The sequence below is a fragment of the Olsenella sp. CU969 genome (genome assembly GCF_905219715.1).
Classification (GTDB): Bacteria; Actinomycetota; Coriobacteriia; order Coriobacteriales; family Atopobiaceae; genus Granulimonas; species Granulimonas faecalis.
The window spans coordinates 1-18,776 of record NZ_CAJMXC010000030.1; the positions used below are offsets into that span (position 1 = coordinate 1).

At 67.7% G+C, this 18,776-nt stretch carries 15 protein-coding genes and 2 tRNA genes; 12 read left to right on the forward strand and 5 right to left on the reverse strand.

Annotation, left to right across the window (positions count from 1 at the left end; all coding sequences use genetic code 11):
• Window positions 1–125 precede the first annotated feature (125 nt).
• Window positions 126–647, forward strand: a complete 522-nt coding sequence (locus tag JX283_RS04650) for an HdeD family acid-resistance protein (protein ID WP_204829544.1) — start codon at window positions 126–128, stop codon at window positions 645–647.
• Window positions 648–885: 238 nt separating this feature from the next.
• On the opposite strand, the gene JX283_RS04655 is transcribed toward JX283_RS04650, so the two are convergent.
• From JX283_RS04655 to JX283_RS04675, 5 genes are all read right to left on the reverse strand, one after another.
• Window positions 886–2,442: an L-lactate permease gene (locus tag JX283_RS04655; RefSeq protein ID WP_204829545.1), complete on the reverse strand. Its 1,557-nt coding sequence runs from the start codon at window positions 2,440–2,442 to the stop codon at window positions 886–888.
• A gap of 182 nt (window positions 2,443–2,624) precedes the next feature.
• On the reverse strand, window positions 2,625–3,419 hold the full coding sequence (locus tag JX283_RS04660; RefSeq protein WP_204829557.1) for an ATP-binding cassette domain-containing protein: 795 nt from the start codon (window positions 3,417–3,419) through the stop codon (window positions 2,625–2,627).
• Window positions 3,420–3,433: 14 nt separating this feature from the next.
• Complete coding sequence (locus JX283_RS04665; protein WP_204829546.1) at window positions 3,434–4,354, reverse strand: ABC transporter permease; 921 nt, start codon at window positions 4,352–4,354, stop codon at window positions 3,434–3,436.
• Between the two features lie 107 nt (window positions 4,355–4,461).
• Window positions 4,462–5,439 (reverse strand): ABC transporter substrate-binding protein, encoded by a 978-nt coding sequence (locus JX283_RS04670; RefSeq protein ID WP_204829547.1) that lies wholly within the window; start codon window positions 5,437–5,439, stop codon window positions 4,462–4,464.
• 204 nt (window positions 5,440–5,643) lie between these two features.
• The gene (locus tag JX283_RS04675; RefSeq protein WP_204829548.1) at window positions 5,644–7,731 is read right to left on the reverse strand and encodes a glutamine synthetase III; all 2,088 of its coding nucleotides are present in this window, start codon (window positions 7,729–7,731) and stop codon (window positions 5,644–5,646) included.
• 244 nt (window positions 7,732–7,975) lie between these two features.
• Between JX283_RS04675 and polA the strand changes: the two genes are divergently transcribed.
• The 11 genes from polA (at window position 7,976) to loaP (ending at window position 18,694) form a co-directional block, all read left to right on the forward strand.
• Window positions 7,976–10,636 (forward strand): DNA polymerase I, encoded by a 2,661-nt coding sequence (gene polA / locus JX283_RS04680; RefSeq protein ID WP_204829549.1) that lies wholly within the window; start codon window positions 7,976–7,978, stop codon window positions 10,634–10,636.
• Between the two features lie 207 nt (window positions 10,637–10,843).
• Window positions 10,844–10,919, forward strand: a tRNA-His gene (locus JX283_RS04685).
• A gap of 24 nt (window positions 10,920–10,943) precedes the next feature.
• Window positions 10,944–11,019: transfer RNA gene (locus JX283_RS04690), tRNA-Lys, on the forward strand.
• A 429-nt stretch (window positions 11,020–11,448) separates the two neighbouring features.
• A complete protein-coding gene (locus JX283_RS04695) occupies window positions 11,449–11,907 on the forward strand; it encodes a PTS sugar transporter subunit IIA (protein WP_135977700.1) in 459 nt (152 codons plus the stop codon).
• Window positions 11,908–12,008: 101 nt separating this feature from the next.
• Complete coding sequence (gene pfkB, locus JX283_RS04700; protein ID WP_204829550.1) at window positions 12,009–12,992, forward strand: 1-phosphofructokinase; 984 nt, start codon at window positions 12,009–12,011, stop codon at window positions 12,990–12,992.
• Between the two features lie 125 nt (window positions 12,993–13,117).
• Window positions 13,118–13,381, forward strand: a complete 264-nt coding sequence (locus JX283_RS04705) for an HPr family phosphocarrier protein (protein ID WP_204829551.1) — start codon at window positions 13,118–13,120, stop codon at window positions 13,379–13,381.
• 136 nt (window positions 13,382–13,517) lie between these two features.
• Window positions 13,518–15,221, forward strand: coding sequence for a phosphoenolpyruvate--protein phosphotransferase (gene ptsP / locus JX283_RS04710; RefSeq protein WP_204829552.1), 1,704 nt, complete (start codon window positions 13,518–13,520; stop codon window positions 15,219–15,221).
• Window positions 15,222–15,727: 506 nt separating this feature from the next.
• Window positions 15,728–16,387 carry a YveK family protein gene (locus JX283_RS04715; RefSeq protein ID WP_204829553.1) on the forward strand — a complete coding sequence of 220 codons (660 nt, stop codon included), beginning with the start codon at window positions 15,728–15,730 and terminating at the stop codon, window positions 16,385–16,387.
• Window positions 16,387–17,250: a CpsD/CapB family tyrosine-protein kinase gene (locus JX283_RS04720; protein ID WP_204829554.1), complete on the forward strand. Its 864-nt coding sequence runs from the start codon at window positions 16,387–16,389 to the stop codon at window positions 17,248–17,250. Before JX283_RS04715 ends, JX283_RS04720 begins: the two co-directional genes overlap by 1 nt.
• A gap of 8 nt (window positions 17,251–17,258) precedes the next feature.
• Window positions 17,259–17,933: a CpsB/CapC family capsule biosynthesis tyrosine phosphatase gene (locus JX283_RS04725; protein WP_204829555.1), complete on the forward strand. Its 675-nt coding sequence runs from the start codon at window positions 17,259–17,261 to the stop codon at window positions 17,931–17,933.
• A 233-nt stretch (window positions 17,934–18,166) separates the two neighbouring features.
• The gene (gene loaP / locus JX283_RS04730; RefSeq protein WP_204829556.1) at window positions 18,167–18,694 is read left to right on the forward strand and encodes an antiterminator LoaP; all 528 of its coding nucleotides are present in this window, start codon (window positions 18,167–18,169) and stop codon (window positions 18,692–18,694) included.
• The last annotated feature ends 82 nt before the right edge of the window (window positions 18,695–18,776 follow it).

The following is an 18,776-nucleotide window of genomic DNA, read 5'->3' on the forward strand; positions in this document are numbered from 1 at the left end:
GACAGCGTCGCGGGTGCCCGCCCGCCGCGGCCCATTGATATGGGGGCTCGGGTCCTTTGGTTTACCCTGTGCACGAATGGGGCAAAAAACTTCGACAGCAAACGAAGCGATGCAAAGGAGCCCCCGTGAACACGCTGTTCAGGCGCACGAAAGCGTCCATCATCTTTCTCGGCATTGCCATGACCCTGCTGGGTCTGGCCTTCTTCATCAACCCTGTGGACTCGATCCTCTTCGTGGTCTACTGCTGCGCGTGGGCGTTCCTGTTCGCGGGCGTCGGCACCCTCGTGGGCTACTTCCGCCACGACCCGGCCGACCGCGGTGCCGCCAACATCGTGCTCGCCGTCCTCGAGATCGTCTGCTCCGTCTACATCTTCTTCTTCCCCGGCTGGTCCACCGTGGCCCTCTGCATCTTCCTGGGCTGCGTGGTCTTTGTCACCGGCATCTGGGACGTCGCCGAGGCCCTCTCCTTCCGCAAGGTCGAGGGCGGCAGCTGGGGCNTCTGGCTGGTGTTGGGCATCATCACCATCATCCTGGGCTTCCTGACGNTCTTCGCGCCGTTCATGATGGCCGAGGCCATCATGATCGTGGCCGGCATCTCCCAGGTGTTCGACGGCATCACCGAGATCGTCCTCGGCGTCCGCATGTAGCTACCGCCCCACGCGCGCTGCCAAGGCGCCCGGTGCCTCGCGGCATCGGGCGCCTTTTCCGTGCCGTGCCGCTNGACCATCAACTCTCGAATAGACAAAGTGACAGATGGGCCAGGCCCCTTTGTCTCACGCTAGCCGAAGGCCAGACCCCTCNGTCGCGCCGTGCNCCGCCGCAAGAAGGGCGGGCCCCGCCGTCNCCAGCGGGGCCCGCCCGGGGCCGTGCTCTATGGGGTCGGCGCTACCGCACCGGGAACAGCGGCGCGCCGAAGAAGCACACCAGCATCATCACGACCACATAGCCGATGAAGTACGGTAGGACGCGCGAGAAGATCTCGGAGTCCTCGCCGTTGCAGTCGCACGCGGCGCTGCCGATGGCGATGGACTGCGGAGAGAGCATCTTGCCGGCCGAGACGCCCACGGAGTTNGCGGCCATGAGCCAGTAGGGGTTGGCGCCGATGGCCGTGGCGGCNTCCAGCTGCACGCCGCCGAACAGCGTGGACGAGCTGGTGCCGGAGCCGGTGACGAACGTGCCCAGGGCGCCCAGCACCGGGGCGATGGCCGGGTAGAACGCGCCCAGGGTGCCCACGAAGAACGCGGAGATGGCGCTCGTCATGCCGGAGTAGCCCATGAGTTTGGCCACGGCCAGGACCGAGAGCATGGTGACCACGGTCTTGCTCATCTGCCTGGCGGTGGCGCCGAGCACGGAGACCATGTCGCGCCACCCGCACCCCTGGATGAGGCCGCCCGCAACGCCGCAGAGCAAGATCAGCACGCCGGGGGTGTTGATCCACTTGAACGTGAGCGTGGCGTNGGGGTCGCCGGCGNAGATGTTNACNGTCGACTTGNTCGAGGCNAGCGGCTCTGAGATGAACGGGAACAGGCTGGAGGTGAGCAGCAGCACCACGNAGATNAGGATGAAGGGCGACCAGGCCACCACGGCGCTGCGGAGGTCGACGGTGACCGCGTCGTCGGGGTCAAGGTTGTCGATGGCGTACCGTTCGGGGACGGGGCGGTCCTTCTGGAACAGGGCGAACGCAACGGNGCACACNAGGNNGCACACGGCGCCCACGATGACGGCGAGGTCGGCGCCGATGGTGGAGGCGCACACGAACTCGGCGGCCAGGAACGAGAGGGACGTGACGCACAGCAGCGGCACCATCCCCTTGAGGGCGCCCTTGCCGCCGGCCACGAGACACATGAGGAACGGCGTGGCGACCACGAGGGGCGCCACCTGGACGACCTGCATGGTGCTGAGTTGCACCACGTCGAGGCCGGTGATGGTGGCCAGCGTGTTGGTGGGGATGCCGATGGAGCCGAACATGGTGGGCACGCCGTTGGCGAGCAGGCACGAGAGGATGGCCGTCACGGGGTTGATGCCCAGGGCCACGAGCATGGAGGCCGGGATGGCCACGGCGCTGCCGAAGCCGGCCATGCCCTCGAGAAAGCCGCCGAAACACCAGCCGATGAGGATGGTGAGCACGCGCTTGTCGGAGGACACGCCCATGAGCTGGGCCTTGATGACCTCCATGGCGCCGGTGTGCACGGTGAGGTTGTAGACCCACACGGCGGCGACGANGACGATGGTGATGGGCCACAGGGCCATGGCGAAACCCTCGGCCGCAGCGGTGACGGCGTTCCACGCCGGCATCCGCCAGATGAGGAGCGCCTCGACGGCGGTGACGGCGAGGGCGCCCAGGGCCGCGGCGTAGGCCTCCCACTTGAGGGCGGTCAGGGCCACGATGAGAAAGGCGATGGGCAACAGCGCCAGGATGAACATTCCTAGAATCGCGATCATCTCCAAAGGTCGGTGCGGCCCCATGGAAAACGCCCCCGCCGCGGGTAGCGACGGGGGCGTGGAGTGCTGGGGTTCGCGCTGCTCGTAGCACGAATTGTAGTACGCGGCCCTGCCGCGGAGACCGTCGGGGGGCCTGCGGCTCTCATATACTTGGCGGCCGCCGGTTCCGGGGTGCTGTGCTCTCAGCCCAGCAGCATGCGGTCGTTGTCCAGGGCCGAGCCCGAGACCTCCTCGAACTTGCGCAGCAGGTCCTCGACGGAGAGGGCGTCTTTCTCGGCGCCGCGCACGTCGTAGATGATGCGCCCCTCCCACATCATGATCAGGCGGTTGCCCATGGAGAGGGCGTCGGCCATGTTGTGGGTCACCATGAACGTGGTGAGGCCCTGCTCGCCCACGATGGTGCGGATGAGCCCCAGCACCTTGGAGGCCGTGGAGGGGTCCAGGGCGGCCGTGGGCTCGTCGAGCAGGAGCAGGTCTGGCTTCTGGAGCGTGGCCATGAGGAGCGTGAGCGCCTGACGCTGGCCGCCGGAGAGAAGGCCCACCTTGTCCGCCAGGCGGTCCTCCAGGCCCAGGCCCAGGCCGGCGAGGCGCTCGCGGAACATGGCGCGCTCGTCGCGGGTCACGCCCCAGGCCAGCGTACGCCGCTTGCCGCGGCGGTNGGCCATGGCCAGNTTCTCCGAGATCTGCATGTCGGCCGCGGTGCCGCGCATGGGGTCCTGGAACACGCGGCCCAGGTACCTGGCGCGCTGGGGCTCGGAGAGCAGTGTGACGTCGCGGCCGTCCAGGGTCACGGTGCCGCCGTCGGGCAGGAACATGCCCGCGATGATGTTGAGCAGCGTGGACTTGCCGGCTCCGTTGCCGCCGATGATGGTCACGAAGTCGCCGCGCTCCACCGTGAGGTCGCACGGGTGCAGGGCGCGCTTCTCGGTGGCGGTGCCGCGGTTGAAGGTCTTGGAGACGTGTCTGAGCACGAGCATGTCGTTTCCCGCCATCACTCGCTCACCCCTTCCCTCTGGTAGGAGCTCCGTTGCCTGGCCTTGCCCGCCAGGTAGGGGACGCCCAGGGCGAAGACCACGATGAGGGCGGTGAGGAGCTTCATGTCGTTGGCGTCGAGGCCCATCTGCAGGACGACGGCGCGGATCAGGAAGTACGCGGCCGAGCCCACCACGGCGGCCNCGAGGCGGCTGCCGAAGGAGCGCAGCCTGCCGGGCGTGAGCCGCCCGAGCGCCTCGCCGATGACNATGGCGGCCAGGCCGATGACGATGGCACCGGTNCCCATGCCCACGTCGGCGTACTTCTGGCTCTGGCACACGAGGGCGCCGGACATGGCCACGAGGCCGGTGGAGACCATGAGGGCCAGGAGCACCGCCATGCGGGTGTCGACGCCAAGGGCGCGGGCCATGTCGGGGTTGTTACCCGTGGCGCGCAGGGAGCTGCCCACCTCCGTGCCGAAGAACCAGTAGAGCAGGCCCACGAGCGCCGCGGCCATGGCCGCGGCCANCACGAGCACCACGATGTCGCGGGGGAGGCCCGTGAGGTCGGCGACGTCGGTGTAGACGGTGCGGGCGTTGAGCAGGGGCGTGTTGGACTTGCCCATGAGCCGCAGGTTGACCGACCACAGGCCGATCATCGTGAGGATGCCTGCGAGGATGGCGGGGATGTTGAGCAGCGCGTGCATGAGGCCCGTGCAGCCGCCGGCCAGGGCGCCCGCGCCGAAGGCGAGGAGCACGGCGAGCCAGGGGTCTACCCCGCCGGTGACCATGGCCGTGGCGGCCACGCAGCCGCNGAGGGCGAACGTGCCGTCGACGGAGAGGTCGGCGATGTTCAGGAGCTTGTACGTGATGTAGACGCCCAGCACCATGACGCCCCAGAGGATGCCTTGGTTGATGGCGCTGAAGAGTGCGGCAGCCATATGGCCCCTTTCACAGGCCATGGGCACCTGGACAAGAACGGTCCGGGCACCCATGGCAAAACGGTTGCGGTCTTCAGGCCTCGCGACGGCAGAGGCACTGACAGGGGTTAGGACTCGAGCCCGCAGACGTCGATGCCCAGGGTCTTGGCGGTCTCCTCGTTGACCACGAGCTTCAGGTCGTCGCCGGAGAGGTACTCGATGGGCATGTCGGCGGGCTTGGCCTCGCCTTTGAGGATCTTCACGGCCNTCNCGCCGGCGCNGTAGCCCAGGTCGCGGTAGTTGAGGCTGTAGGTTGCCAGGCCACCGCCGTTGACCATGTTCTCCTCGCCGCAGATCACAGGCAGGTTGTTCTCGTTGGCCACCATGGACACGGTGGCGATGCCGGCGGCGNTGACGTGGTCGGTGGGGGCGTAGACGGCGTCGACCTTGCCGGCCATGGACTCCACCACCTGCTGGATCTCATTGGAGCTGGAGACGGTGAAGCGCTCGGTGGAAAGGCCGGCGTCCTTGCAGGCCTTCTCGGCCAGGTCGGCCTGGATGCCGGAGTTGTCCTCTGCAGAACAGTAGAGGATGCCCACCTTCTTGGCTTCGGGCACGAGCTTCTGGAGCAGGGCGATCTGGTCGGACACGGGGTTGAGGTCGCTCGTGCCGGTGACGTTGCCGCCGGGGGCGTCGTTGGCCTCGACGAGGCCGGCCGCGGCGAAGTCGGTCACGGCGGTGCCCACGACGGGGATCTCGGTCGTGGAGCCGGCCACGGCCTGGGCGGCCGGGGTGCCGANGGCCAGGATCAGGNCGTCGCCGTCGTTNACGANCTTGGACGCGATGGTCTGGCAGGCGCTCTGGTCGCCCTGGGCGTTCTGCTGGTCCACGGTGTAGTCGATGCCGGAGTCGTCGAGGGCGGCGATGAAGCCCTCGTTGGCGGCGTCGAGGGCCGCGTGCTCGGTGAGCTGGATGACGCCGATCCTGTAGGTGCCCGAGGCCGCCTCGGCCTCGGGAGAGGAGGCCGGTTGGGCTCCGCAGGCGCCCAGGACGAGCGCCAGGGCGCCGGCCATGGTTGCGGCGCCGATCTTCTGCAGCGGTTTCATGTGTCCCCCTTTTGGTGGTCCCCTGGCGCCCAGGGGAGCGTGTACGTTCAGCTGTTGTACAGCATCCCCGGTGGCGGGGGTCGTGGGGGAGGCCCATCTGTCACGTCGCCTTAATATAGATAAAAAGGGGATAGACCCCGGGAAAGGGCCCCTCCCGGGGACGCGCGCCGCACCCGGGAGGGGCCTGCCGTGCCGGCTCTTCGCCTACACGTAGAAGAGCATGGTGTTGTAGCTGGGGAACGGCCAGTAGTCGTGGCCCACCACCTGCTCCATGGCGTCCACCGCCCCGCGCAGCGACTCCATNGCCGGGATCNCGACGTCGCGGTAGGCGTCGTCCTGCAGGCCGGGGTCGTCCACGGCCGCGGCCTCGGCGTTCTTGGCCTCCAGCCCGTCGGCCAGGCCCGTGACCGTGGTGATGCCCTCCGTGAGCTCGGCGAGCAGGCCGCGCTCCGCGGGGCTCTTGATGCCGATGGCGTCCTTGGTGGCCACGGTCTGGGCCAGGTCGCCCGAGTAGGAGTAGAGGGCCGGCAGGTAGAAGTGGCGCACCATGTAGACCATGGTGTTGGNCTCGATGNNGAGCAGNTTGGCGTACTGCTNGGCCTTGGCCACGTAACGGGCGCCGGCCTCGGCGGCGTCGAGCACACCGTAGCGGGCGAAGAACTCGATGTTCTCGGGGTCGAGCAGGGCCGGAAGGGCGTCGGCGGTGGTGCGCAGGTTGAGCAGCCCGCGGCGCGCGGCCTCCTCGGGCCACTCGGCGGAGTAACCGTTGCCGTTGAAGATGATGCGCTGGTGCCGCGTCAGGGTGTCGCGCACCCATTCGAGGGCGTGGGCGGCGAACTCGCCGTCTTCGAGGCCNTCCATNGCGGTGGCGAACTCGTCGAGCATCTCGGCCACGGCGGTGTTGAGCACCATGTTGGCGTCAGAGAGGTTCTGCTGNGAGCCGCNCATGCGGAACTCGAACTTGTTGCCGGTGAAGGCGAAGGGCGACGTGCGGTTGCGGTCCGTGGTGTCGAGCACGACGTCGGCGAGCTGCGGCACGCCCACGTCGAAGACCTCGTGGCCGTGGCTCGTGTAGGAGCCGCCGTTGATCAGGGCGTCCACGACGCCGGCGAGGTCGTCGCCCAGGAAGATGGAGATGATGGCCGGCGGGGCCTCGTTGGCGCCCAGACGGTGGTCGATGCCGGCGGAGGCCACCGAGCAGCGCATGAGGTCCTGGTGTCGGTCAACGGCGGCGATCACGCAGGTGAGGAACACGAGGAACNGCAGGTTCTCCTCGGGGGTGTCGGACGGGTCGAGCAGGTTCTTGCCGTCGGCGGCGATGGACCAGTTGTCGTGCTTGCCGCTGCCGTTGACGTAGTCGAACGGCTTCTCGTGCTGCAGGCAGGCGAGGCCGTGGCGGCTGGCCACGAGCTTCATCATCTCCATGGTGAGCAGGTTGTGGTCGATGGCCATGGAGGCGCGCTCGAAGATGGGGGCGAGCTCGTGCTGGCAGGGGGCCACCTCGTTGTGCTTGGTGGTGGCGGGCACGCCGAGCCTCCAGAGCTCGTCGTCGAGCTCCTTCATGAACTCGTTGACCGTGGGGCGGATGGCGCCGAAGTAGTGCTCCTCGAGCTCCTGGCCCTTGACCGGCGGGCAGCCGAAGAGCGTGCGGCCGCACATGACGAGGTCGGGGCGCTGGGCGAAGTCCTCCTCCTTGATGAGGAAGTACTCCTGCTCGGGGCCCACGGTACAGGAGACCTCCCGGGGGTGCTTGCCAAAGAGGGCGAGCACGCGCTTGGCCTGCTCGTTGAGGACCACNGTGGAGCGCAGGAACGGGGNCTTCTTGTCNAGGGCCTCNCCGGTGTAGGAGATGAAGGCCGTGGGGATGCACAGCACCTCGTCCTTGATGAAGGCCGGNCTCGTGGGGTCCCAGGCGNTGTAGCCGCGGGCCTCGAAGGTGGCGCGCAGGCCGCCGTTGGGGATGCTCGAGGCGTCGGGCTCGCCCTGCACCAGCTCCTTGCCGGAGAAGGCCATGAGCGCGGTGCCGTCGCCGCGGGGGGCGAGGAACGAGTCGTGTTTCTCGCTCGTGATGCCGTTGAGGGGCTGGAACCAGTGCGCGTAGTGGGTGGCCCCCTTCTCGAGCGCCCACTCCTTCATGGCGTGGGCGACCTCGTTGGCGATGTCGAGGTCGAGGCGGCGCCCCTCCTTGATGACCTTCGCGAGCTCCTTGTAGGTGGGGCGCGGCAGCCGCTCTTGCATGACGGCGTCGTTGAAGACCAGGATGCCGTACTCCTCGGTGACCTTGGATGCCATGGGCCTCTCGCTTTCTCTCTCGGTGGAGAACCGTGTGCCGGACGTGTAAGACCATACGAGCCTCGTGTTTCCCGCGCTTTTCCGTTGGCGTTCGACCTTGTCGCCATCGGTGGACCGCACGGAGACGCGGACGTTGCGCCGCCGTTGTGGCGCCGGCGTGGGCGGGCCGGGGCGCCGCGGTGGGGCCGTGCCGGCGCGCGGCTGGTAGGATGGGCAGAAAAAACCGGCTCATCCGGGAGGTTCAATGGCAGACCAGCGCAAGACCGTGGCCGTCGTCGACGGCAACTCCCTGATCCACAGGGCGTTCCACGCGATCTCGGCCAACATGACGGCACCCGACGGCACGCCCACCAACGCGGTGTTCGGCTTCATGTCCATGTTCATAAAGCTCGAGGAGCGTTTCAAGCCCTGGGGCATCGCCGTGTGCTTCGACAAGGGCCGCCCCAAGGCCCGCATGGAGCTGCTGCCCTCCTACAAGGCCCAGCGCCCGCCCATGGACCCCGACCTCGCGGCGCAGTTCCCGCTGGTGAAGGACCTGCTCGCCGCCATGTCGGTGCCGGTGGTGGAGCTCGAGGGCTGGGAGGGCGACGACCTCCTGGGCACCCTGGCCCGCAAGGGCGCCGAGCAGGGCTACGACATGCTGCTGGTCACCGGCGACCGCGACATGTACCAGCTCTCCGGCGACCACGTGCGCGTGGTCTCCACCCGCAAGGGCATGAGCGACGTGGCCGTCATGACGCCCGAGGCGGTGGCCGACCTCTACGGCGGCNTCACGCCCGACCTCGTGCCGGACTTCTACGGCCTCAAGGGCGATAGCTCCGACAACATCCCCGGCGTGCCTGGCATCGGCCCCAAGAAGGCCCAACAGCTCATCGAACGCTACGGCAGCCTCGACGAGGTGCTGGCCCACGCCGACGAGGTCAAGGGCAAGATGGGGGAGAACCTGCGCGCTCACAGGGAGGACGCCCTCGTGNGCCGCCGGGTGGCCACCATCCGCTGCGACGCGCCGGTGGACGTGGACCTCGCCGAGACGCGCTTCCCGGACTTCGACGTCGCCACGGCCCGGGAGGCCTTCTCTCGTCTGGGCTTCACCGCCATCGCCCAGCGGGTGCTGGCCATGGCGGGCGCCGAGGCCGCAGCGGGGCTGGAGGGCGCCGAGGCCGCGTCGCTCGCGGTGCCCGAGCCTCTGGAGGGCGCCGGGGCCGATGCTGCCTGGGAGGCTGCCCTCGAGGACGGCTCCTGGCTGAGTCTCGCCGTGGAGGAGGAGCAGGGTCAGTCCACGCTCTTCGGCACCGCGGCCGTGCTCTGGTGCGCCGTGGGCGACAGGCTCCTGCGCTTTGGCGGTGGCGACATGGCCGAGCGCCTTGTGNCCGCGTTCTCCCGGGGCCGGGTGGCCGGCCTGGACGTCAAGGCGCTCATCCACCGCGTGAGCCCCATGGACTCCTCGGAGCCCGCCGCCCTCGACGTGCGCTCCGTGCGCCCCGACGCCATCTTCGACGTGGCCGTGGCCGCCTACCTGCTGGACTCCACCAAGAGCGGCTACACCGTCTCCGACCTCGCCGCCGGCGTGCTGGGTGTCGGGCTGCCGGACGGCGACGACGTGCCCGCCGCGGCCGTGGAGGCCCTCGTGGCCGGCCGCTGCGTGGAGCCCCTCGTGGAGCGCCTGCAGAAGGGGGGCGCGTGGCCCTGCTTCGGCGAGATCGAGATGCCGCTCCTGCCCGTGCTCGCCNAGATGGAGCGCGTGGGCATGCATGCCGACGNATCGGTCTTNGCCGAGCAGGACGCCGANCNCGCCGCGCAGATAGACGCCCTGGCCGCCCGCATCTACGAGGACGCGGGGGAGGAGTTCAACATCGGCTCGCCCTCCCAGCTCTCCCACGTGCTCTTCGACGTCATGGGGCTGCCCACCGTCGGCCTCAAGAGGACCAAGCGCGGCTACTACTCCACCAACGCCCAGGTGCTCGACGAGCTCTCCCGCAGCCACGATATCGTGGCCAACGTGCTCACCTGGCGCGAGAAGTCCAAGATCGCCAAGACCTACCTCGCGGCCCTGCCCAACGAGNTCCGCGTCGACGGGCGCATCCACACCACGTTCAACCAGACCGTGACCGCCACGGGCCGCATCTCCAGCTCGGACCCCAACCTCCAGAACATCCCGGTGAAGACCGAGGAGGGCCGCCGTGTGCGCTCTGCCTTCACGGTGCCCGAGGGCTGGAAGTTCCTGGCTTTGGACTACTCCCAGATCGAGCTGCGCCTGCTCGCGCACCTCTCCGGCGACGAGCACCTGGTGCGCGCCTTCGTGGAGGGGGAGGACTTCCACGCGGAGACCGCCGCCCGCGTGTTCGGCGTGCCGGTGGAGGAGGTCACGCCGCTCNTGCGCAGCCNCGCCAAGGCCGTGAACTTTGGCATCGTGTACGGCCAGCAGGCCTACGGGCTCTCCCAGACGCTGCACATCCCGCAGCGGGAGGCCCAGGGGATGATCGACTCCTATTACGCCGCCTACCCCGGCGTGCGCCGCTTCCTCGACGAGACCGTGGCCCGCGCCCGCGAGCTGGGCTTTGCCACCACCATGTGGGGCAGGCGCCGCCTCGTGCCCGACATCTCGGCCCGCAACGCCATGGTGCGCGCCGCGGCCGAGCGGACGGCCATGAACCACCCCATGCAGGGCAGCGCCGCCGACATCATCAAGATCGCCATGGAGCGCGTGCAGCGGGCCCTCAACGAGCGGGGGCTGGAGAGCCGCCTCATCATGCAGATCCACGACGAGCTGGACCTCCAGGTGCCCGACGGCGAGCTCGAGGAGGTGCGCGAGCTAGTCTCCCGGATCATGGAGGGCGTGGCCGACCTCAGCGTCCCGCTCGTAGCCGACGCCAGCTGGGGAGACAACTGGGCCGAGGCCAAGTAGGGGCCTCGGGGGAGGGGGTCGGCGGCGTCCGGCCCGTTGCCGAAAACCCCTCCACAATTGTTGGTCAATCATGAAACCCCCGGTAGACGGCCGTAAGTGGACCGTCTCCGGGGGTTTGTCGAATTTGCTCGGGAATTTGTCGCATTTTCCCTTGCATCGGATTTTGCTGCGTTGCATAATAACCAACGCACCGCGAGGTGGGAGACGGTGGGCGTAGCTCAGTTGGCAGAGCGACGGACTGTGGCTCCGTAGGTCGAGGGTTCGAGNCCCTTCGCCCACCCCATTTCCACCGGTGCGCACATAGCACGGACCGTTAGCTCAGCTGGTAGAGCAGGGGACTCTTAATCCCAAGGTCCAGGGTTCGCACCCCTGACGGTCCACCATGAACTCGCAGGCCACCGCATCCAAGCGGTGGCCTTTTTTCATGCCGCCCCCCTGTCCCAACACCCGGACACTTTTGTCCCAATGGTCGGGTACTTCTGTCCCATTTGGCACTTTTCCGGTGGGGGAGTGGCTAAAAACCACCAAACGACGGGCCGTTTGGTGGTTTTTATCATCAGTGGAACCAAGAACCACCAAACGGATTCCGGCCCGCGGCGGGGCGGAGGTCGGGGGCCAGCAGCCCGCGGCCCCCCGGCAGGGGCCCAGTATCCGTCTGGCCTCCTCTCTCAAAGGTTGTCTATTCATTACTGGGCATTTATCACGGGATATCTGCTGTATTTGCGTGTTTGCGNCCACNGGGGTCGGCCCTGCGGGAAAAGCGGCGCCCCGCGCATTAGCATGGCCTCGAACACTCGAGAAAGGACACCGTCATGGGCCAGTTCCTCACCGCCGACAACGTCTTCCTCCATTGCGACGCCTCCACGCGCGACGAGGCCCTGTCCCTCATCGCCGAGAAGGCCGTGGAGCAGGGTGCGGCCACCGACGCCCAGGTCCTTTACCAGGCCTTCCTCGACCGCGAGGCCGAGGGGTCCTGCGGCATGGTGTCCGGCTTCGCCATCCCCCACGCCAAGTCGGCCGCCGTCACGCGGCCCTGCGTCCTGGTGGTGCGCAGCGACCGTCCCCTCGAGGGCTGGGAGACCATGGACCGCGCGCCCGTCACCTGCGCCGTGGCCATCATGGTGCCCGACACCGACGCCGGCACCCCGTACCTGCGCCTCCTCGCCAAGCTCGCCGTCATGCTCATGAACGACGGCTTCGCCCGGGAGGTCCTGTCCCAGGAGGACCCGGCAGAGGTGGCCGCCGCCATCGACGCCGGCCTGGAGGCCTAGCCTCCGCGCTCGCCTGCCTCGCGTCTTCCGCGAGGAGAACGCCCGAGGCGGTACACTGTCCTTCAAGCTACGTCCAGTAAACCCACGCGAGGGGAGCCCCGTTGATCTACACCGTCACCTTCAACCCGTCCGTCGACTACGTGATGCACCCCACCACGCTCGACATGGGCTACACAAACCGCTCCACCGCCGAGGAGATGTACGCCGGCGGCAACGGCATCAACGTCTCCACCATCCTCACCGAGCTCGGCGTCGACAACGTGGCCATGGGCTTCATCGGCGGCTTCACCGGCGACTTCGTGCTCAACACCCTGCAGCAGCAGGGCATCAACACCAACTTCATCCGTCTCGACAAGGGCAACACGCGCATCAACGTCAAGCTCAACGGCATCATCATGACCATCATCAACGGCATGGGGCCCNACATCCCCATCTCCNAGGTCGACGAGCTGTTCACCCGCATCGACCGCGTGAGCTCCGGCAGCACCCTCGTCCTCACGGGCTCCATCCCCAGCTGCCTGCCCGACGACATGTACGACATGATGATGAGCAAGTTCTCCGGCCGTGGCATCCGCTTCGTGGTGGACGCCCCTGGCGACCTCCTCATGAACGCCCTGGCCGCCGAGCCCTTCTTCATCAAGCCCAACAACCACGAGGTCGGCCGCATCTTCGGCGCCAACCCCGAGACCCCCGAGGAGGTCCTGCCCTACGCCCGCCAGCTCCACGAGAAGGGCGCCCAGAACGTCCTCGTCTCCTGCGGCGGCTATGGCGCCGCGCTCGTGGACGCCAACGGCGAGGAGCACGTCACCCGCTGCCCGCCGTGCCGCCTCGTGAACGCCACCGGCGCCGGCGACTCCATGGTGGCCGGCTTCCTGGCCGCCCTTGACCGCGGCTGGTCCTACGGCGACGCCCTCAACTACGCCAGCGCCTGCGGCTCCGCCACTGCGGCCTCCAACGGCCTGGCCAACCGCAGCACCATCGAGCGCTTCTACTCCTCGCTCAATCACCTGCTGGCCGACGAGAAGGCCCATGCGGGTGAGGAAGTTGTCGAGGTCGTGGAAACTGACGACNATAGCGAGGCATAGCCCCGTTCAACGCAGACAGTTTTAAGCTCGCTGGTACAATCAACTCGGTAAAACGGGGAGGGGTGCCCCTTCCTGGAGCCCTCAAAGGGGCAGGTAAGCAAGCCTTTATTAAAAGGAGAAGGAACATGGTTTCTCAGACCGTCACCATCATCAACCCCACCGGCCTCCACATGCGCCCCGCCGGCCTCTTCGCCTCCACCATGGGCAANTTCAGCTCCAACGTCACCATCAAGGGCAACGGCAAGGAGATCAACGGCAAGTCGCCCATGGCCATCATGGCCGGCGGGCTCGGTGCCGGCACCGAGATCGAGATCGTGTGCGAGGGCTCCGACGAGGCCGACGCCCTCAAGGCCGCCGTGGAGCTCGTGGAGAGCGGCCTCGGCGAGTAGCTCTTAAGGCCCCTCGGGCTTCCAAGAGCCCATAGCCCTGTTTCACCTCGGGGGGCGCGACCGCTTGGACCCAAGCGCCGCGCCCCCTTTTTCATCCGAGAGAGAGCCGCCCCGGGGCGGCGAGAAGGAGGAACCAATGNTCCAGGGAGTCAACGGCNCCGNCGNCATCGGTATCGGCCAGGCCCAGGTGGCCGTTGAGCCGGACCTCAGCTACACCCCCACGGCCCATAACGACCCCGCCGCCGAGCGCGAGCGCTACAACGGCGCCCTCGAGGCCTTCTGCGACCGCACCCAGGCCCAGGCCGACCGTATGGCGGTCACGGTGGGTGAGGAGGAGNCGCAGATCATGATCGGCCACATCAACATGGCCCGCGACCCGTTCATGATCGACGAGATCAACAACCGCATCAACACCGGCATGAGCGCCGAGCAGGCCGTGGACGAGGTCTGCGACATGTTCTACGGCATGTTCGCCGGCATGGACGACCCCATGATGCGCGAGCGCGCCGCCGACGTGCAGGACATCCGCGTGGGCCTTCTGGCCAACCTGCTGGGCAAGGAGGTCGTGGACCTCTCCGTGCTGCCTGCCGGCTCCATCGTCGTGGTGCACGACCTCACCCCGTCCATGACGGCGGACATCGACAAGGAGAACGTGGCCGGCATCGTCACCGAGACCGGCGGCCGCACCTCCCACTCCGCCATCATCGCCCGCGCCTTGGAGATTCCCGCGGTCCTCTCCGTGCCCAACGCCTGCACCATCTGCCGCAACGGCGACACCGTGGTGGTGGACGGCACCAAGGGCGAGGTCTTCGTGAACCCGGACGAGGAGGCCCTCGGGGGCTTCCGCGCCGAGGCTGCCAAGGCCGCCGAGGCCAAGGCCGCCCTCAACGCCTACCGTGGCAAGCCCACCGAGACCGCCGACGGCGACCGCGTGCTGCTCGTGGCCAACATCGGCAACCCCGACGACGCCACCGGCGCCATCGAGCACGACGCCGAAGGCGTGGGCCTGTTCCGCTCCGNGTTCCTGTTCATGGACGCCAAGGAGCTCCCCAGCGAGGAGGACCAGTTCAAGGCCTACCAGAAGGTGGCCCTGAAGATGAAGGACCAGCCGGTCATCATCCGCACCCTCGACGTGGGCGGCGACAAGGAGATCCCGTACCTGGACCTCAAGAAGGAGGAGAACCCCTTCATGGGGTACCGCGCCGTCCGCTACTGCCTGTCCAACCCCGAGCAGTACAAGGTGCAGCTCCGGGCCCTCCTGCGCGCCAGCGCCTTCGGTGACATCAAGATCATGGTGCCCCTGGTGACCTGCCTCGAGGAGATTCGCTCGGTCAAGGAGCTCGTGGAGGAGTGCAAGAAGGAGCTCGATGCCGAGGGCGTGAAGTACAACCCCGACATCGAGGTCGGCACCATGATCGAGACCCCCGCGGCCTCCCTCATCGNNNACGACCTCGCCGCCGAGTGCGACTTCTTCTCCATCGGCACCAACGACCTCATCGGCTACACCATGTGCGCCGACCGCGGCAACGACGCCATCGCCTACCTCTACAGCGTCTACAACCCCGCGGTGCTCCGCTCCATCAAGCGCATCGTGGAGTGCGGCAACGAGGCCGGCATCATGGTGGGCATGTGCGGCGAGGCCGCGGCCGACCCGCTGCTGATCCCCATGCTCATCAGCTTTGGTCTGGGCGAGTACTCCGTGAGCGCCCCCTCCGTGCTCAAGACCCGCAAGACCATCTCCGAGTGGACCAAGGCCGAGGCCGACGCCCTGGCCGAGAAGGTCATGAGGCTCAAGACCGCCGAGGAGGTCAAGGACGCCCTGGCCGAGGCCGCCAAGTAGCCCCGAGCCCCTCATAACTGCCTGACAGGCGCATCGAAGGCCCCCGTCCCCACCAAGGACGGGGGCCTTTTTCTGTGCCGCAGCCACCTTGGCCGGCCGCCGCGGCCGCCGCAGCGGTCTGCCCGTCGTGCCCGCCGCAGCGGCCCATTCCGATAAAACTGCCCTTTAATGATACGAAAACTTCCCACAAAATTACCCTCTAAAACCAGAGGGCAATTATTGCAACGATGAGCGTCATAGAAGAATATGAAGGATTTGCGCTGGCGCCACAGAACAACCAAGATGCCTTGTTTTCTCCCAATCGTGCTTTCTGACAAAAAACTGCTGGTAGAAAGCCATATGTTATATACCACGGGCTTCAGACAGGAATATGAGATGGGCCCAGTCTCCTGTCACTTCATCGGTCATAAACGCGATGGGGGGGGGGTGCTATCATTGCCCCCAGCGAGAATAGTTACATAGATTCACGCAAAGACATCTGTACCCAAGGAAAGGACGAGGGGCCCATGACCCTCCTGGAACTGTTCGCACTCCTCAAGAAGCACCTGAGGCTGGTCGTGGCGCTGCCGGTGGCGTGCGCGCTCGTGTGCGCGGTGGTGAGCTACGGTTTCCTGCCCAACACCTACACGGCCACCACCTCCATGTATGTGCTCGCCAAGACCGGCGACGGAACCTCCAACACTCTCAACAGCGATCTGACGGCCTCCCAACAGCTCACCAACGACGTCTCCACACTGCTCAAGAGCTCCCGCGTGGAGACCCAGACGGCCGGCGCACTGGGCCTCAAGGACCTCTCCGACTACAAGATCGACGTCACCAGCAGCACCACCAGCCGCGTCATCTCCCTCTCGGTCACCGGCACGGACCCCGCCCAGACGGCGGAGGTCGCCAACGGGCTGGCCCAGCAGGTCTCGGCCATCGCCCAGGAGGTCATGAACGTGAACTCCGTGAACGTGGTGGACCAGGCCCAGACCCCCGAGAGCCCGTCCGGCCCCAAGCGCCCGCTCTATGTGGCCGTCGCGTTCCTCGCCGGCTTCTTCCTCGCCGTGGCGTTTGTCGTGGTGGAGGACATGGTCAACACCCGGGTGCGCAGCCAGGAGGAGCTCGAGGAGCTCGTAGGCCTGCCCGTCATGGGCCGCATCCCCGCCATGAAGGAGGCCCGCTGATGGCTCGCTCCACCGGAATCGACCGCGTCCAGATGCAGAACGCCCTCAAGCGTCTGGCCACCAACATCCAGTTCTCCTCCGTGGACGACCCCGTGCGCACCCTCACGGTCACCTCGTCCATCCCCAACGAGGGCAAGACCANCATCTCCTGCGGCCTGGCCGAGGCCTTCGCGTCGGCCGGCAAGCGCGTGGTCGTGGTGGAGTGCGACATGCGCCGCCGCTCGGTGGCCAACCAGCTCAAGGTCTACGCCAAGCACGGCCTCTACTCCGTGCTCTCCCACCAGGTGACCCTGGATGACGCCGTGGTGGAGACGGGCGTCGCCGGCCTCTACTTCCTGGACGCCGAGCCGCGCCTGCCCAACCCCGTGGACATCCTGCAGTCCAGGCGCTTCCACGCCCTCATGGACGACCTCTCCCGTGCCTACGACTACGTGATCTTTGACACCCCGCCCATCTCCGCCTTTGTGGACGGCGCCGTGGTGGGGCACCTCACCGACGCCACGCTCCTGGTGGTGCGCGAGAACTTCACCAAGCGCGAGACCGTGCAGGCCGCGGTGGAGCAGCTCAAGACCGCCGAGGCCAACGTCATCGGCACGGTGCTCAACTACTGCGAGGCCGAGGAGAACGAGTACTACTACAGCTACTACGCCAAGGACGGCAAGCGCATGAGGCGCGAGGACGTGGAGGTGGCCCGCAAGCAGACCGCCGCTCCCGCCGCCGCGCCGTCCATGAGGCCGGTGGCGGCCGGCACCGTGACCGCCCCCAGGCCCTCTGCGGCCGGCCCCCGGCGCATCGCCCCCGAGACCACGGCCGAGATGCTCGGCCTCACCCACGACCCCCGCATCCGTGCGGGCGAGGAGTGAGGTAGGCCATGAGAGACATCCACAGCCATATTCTGCCGGGCGTGGACGACGGCGCCCCGGACATCAAGGCGTCCCTGGAGATGCTGGAGGCCGCCAAGGCGGCCGGCGTCACCTCCATCGTGTGTACGCCCCACTGCCGCGAGCCGTTCTTTGACTACGCCGCCATGAACGAGGCCTTCCGCGAGCTCACGGCGGCCGCCCCGGACTTCCCGTTCACCATGGGCTTTGAGGTCAACCACTCCAAGCTCATGGACCTGGGGCTCGAGGAGTGGGCGCCCAAGCTGGGCGTCTCCGGCTCCAACGACTTCCTGCTGGAGCTCTCCAGCCGCTGCACGGCGGACGACTTCCAGGACTACGAGCGCACCATCCTCGCGCTGCAGTCCATGGGCTACCGCGTGATCGTGGCGCACCCGGAGCGCTACCGGGCCATCCAGGAGGACCTCTCCCTGGCCCAGCGCCTCATCGACCTGGGCTGTCGCCTCCAGGCCTCCGCGGACTTCATCGACGGCGGGCGCCTGGGCCGCGAGAAGAAGCCCGCCACCAGGCTCTTCAACCAGATGGCCTACTCCTTTGTGGCCAGCGACGCCCACCGGCCGGAGCACTACGAGATGCTCGGGCGCATCCGTGCCAGCGGCAACTACCGCCTCAGACCACGGCACATGCGGGTGCCGAGCGTGGCCTGAGGCCCCAGCGGGATCACCGGGAGCGTGCGGCCCGGTGGCCTGCGACGGGGGCTCTTGGGGTGTGTGGGCAGCCCGAGAGCNTCCATCGCAGGCAACTGCACCCATAGCCCCTGCGGCACCGGTCGTCGCCTCGGTGCGCGCCGGCAGCCGGAAGGGGTCACACACAACGGTCCGTGCGCCGTGCCCGGGAGGGCGCGGCGGCGGCGAAGCCGTGCCGTCTTGAGGAGGACCTCGTGCCCAGGGACCACACCCGCACCTACGTGCTGCAGACCATGGCAGGCCGGGAGCGAAAGCTCAAGGAGGCCGCGGAGCGCGGCGTGAGCGGGGTGGGGGAGTGCTACATCCCCGAGCGCGAGGTGGCCGAGAAGCGCGACGGCCGGTGGGTGAGGGCCGTGAAACGGCTGCTGCCCGGCTATGTGTTCGTGCGGACGGACGACCCGGACGCCCTCGCGGCCGGGCTCCGCGGGCTTCCCGGCTTCTCGAGGCTCCTGGGCGTCTCGGGCGAACGGTTCTTGGCGCTGACGCCGGACGAGGAGGCCTGGCTGGGGGCGCTGGCAAACCCGGAGACCCACGTGGTGGAGCTGAGCCAGGGCGTCATCGAGGGGGACCGCGTGCGTGTGAGTGCGGGGCCGCTGAAGGGTTTGGAGAGCGCGATCCGCAAGGTGGACCGNCACAAGCGGGCGGCTTGGATCGAGGTGTCCCTCATGGGGCGCACCAAGCTGGTGAAGGTTGGGCTGGAGATTGTCAGAAAACAGAGTTGACCGGAAACTGCCGAGGACGGGGGCGGCCGCTGCCGCGTTGTCCGGTGTGGTGGACGTCAACACCCTCGATGGGGAGCGGGCC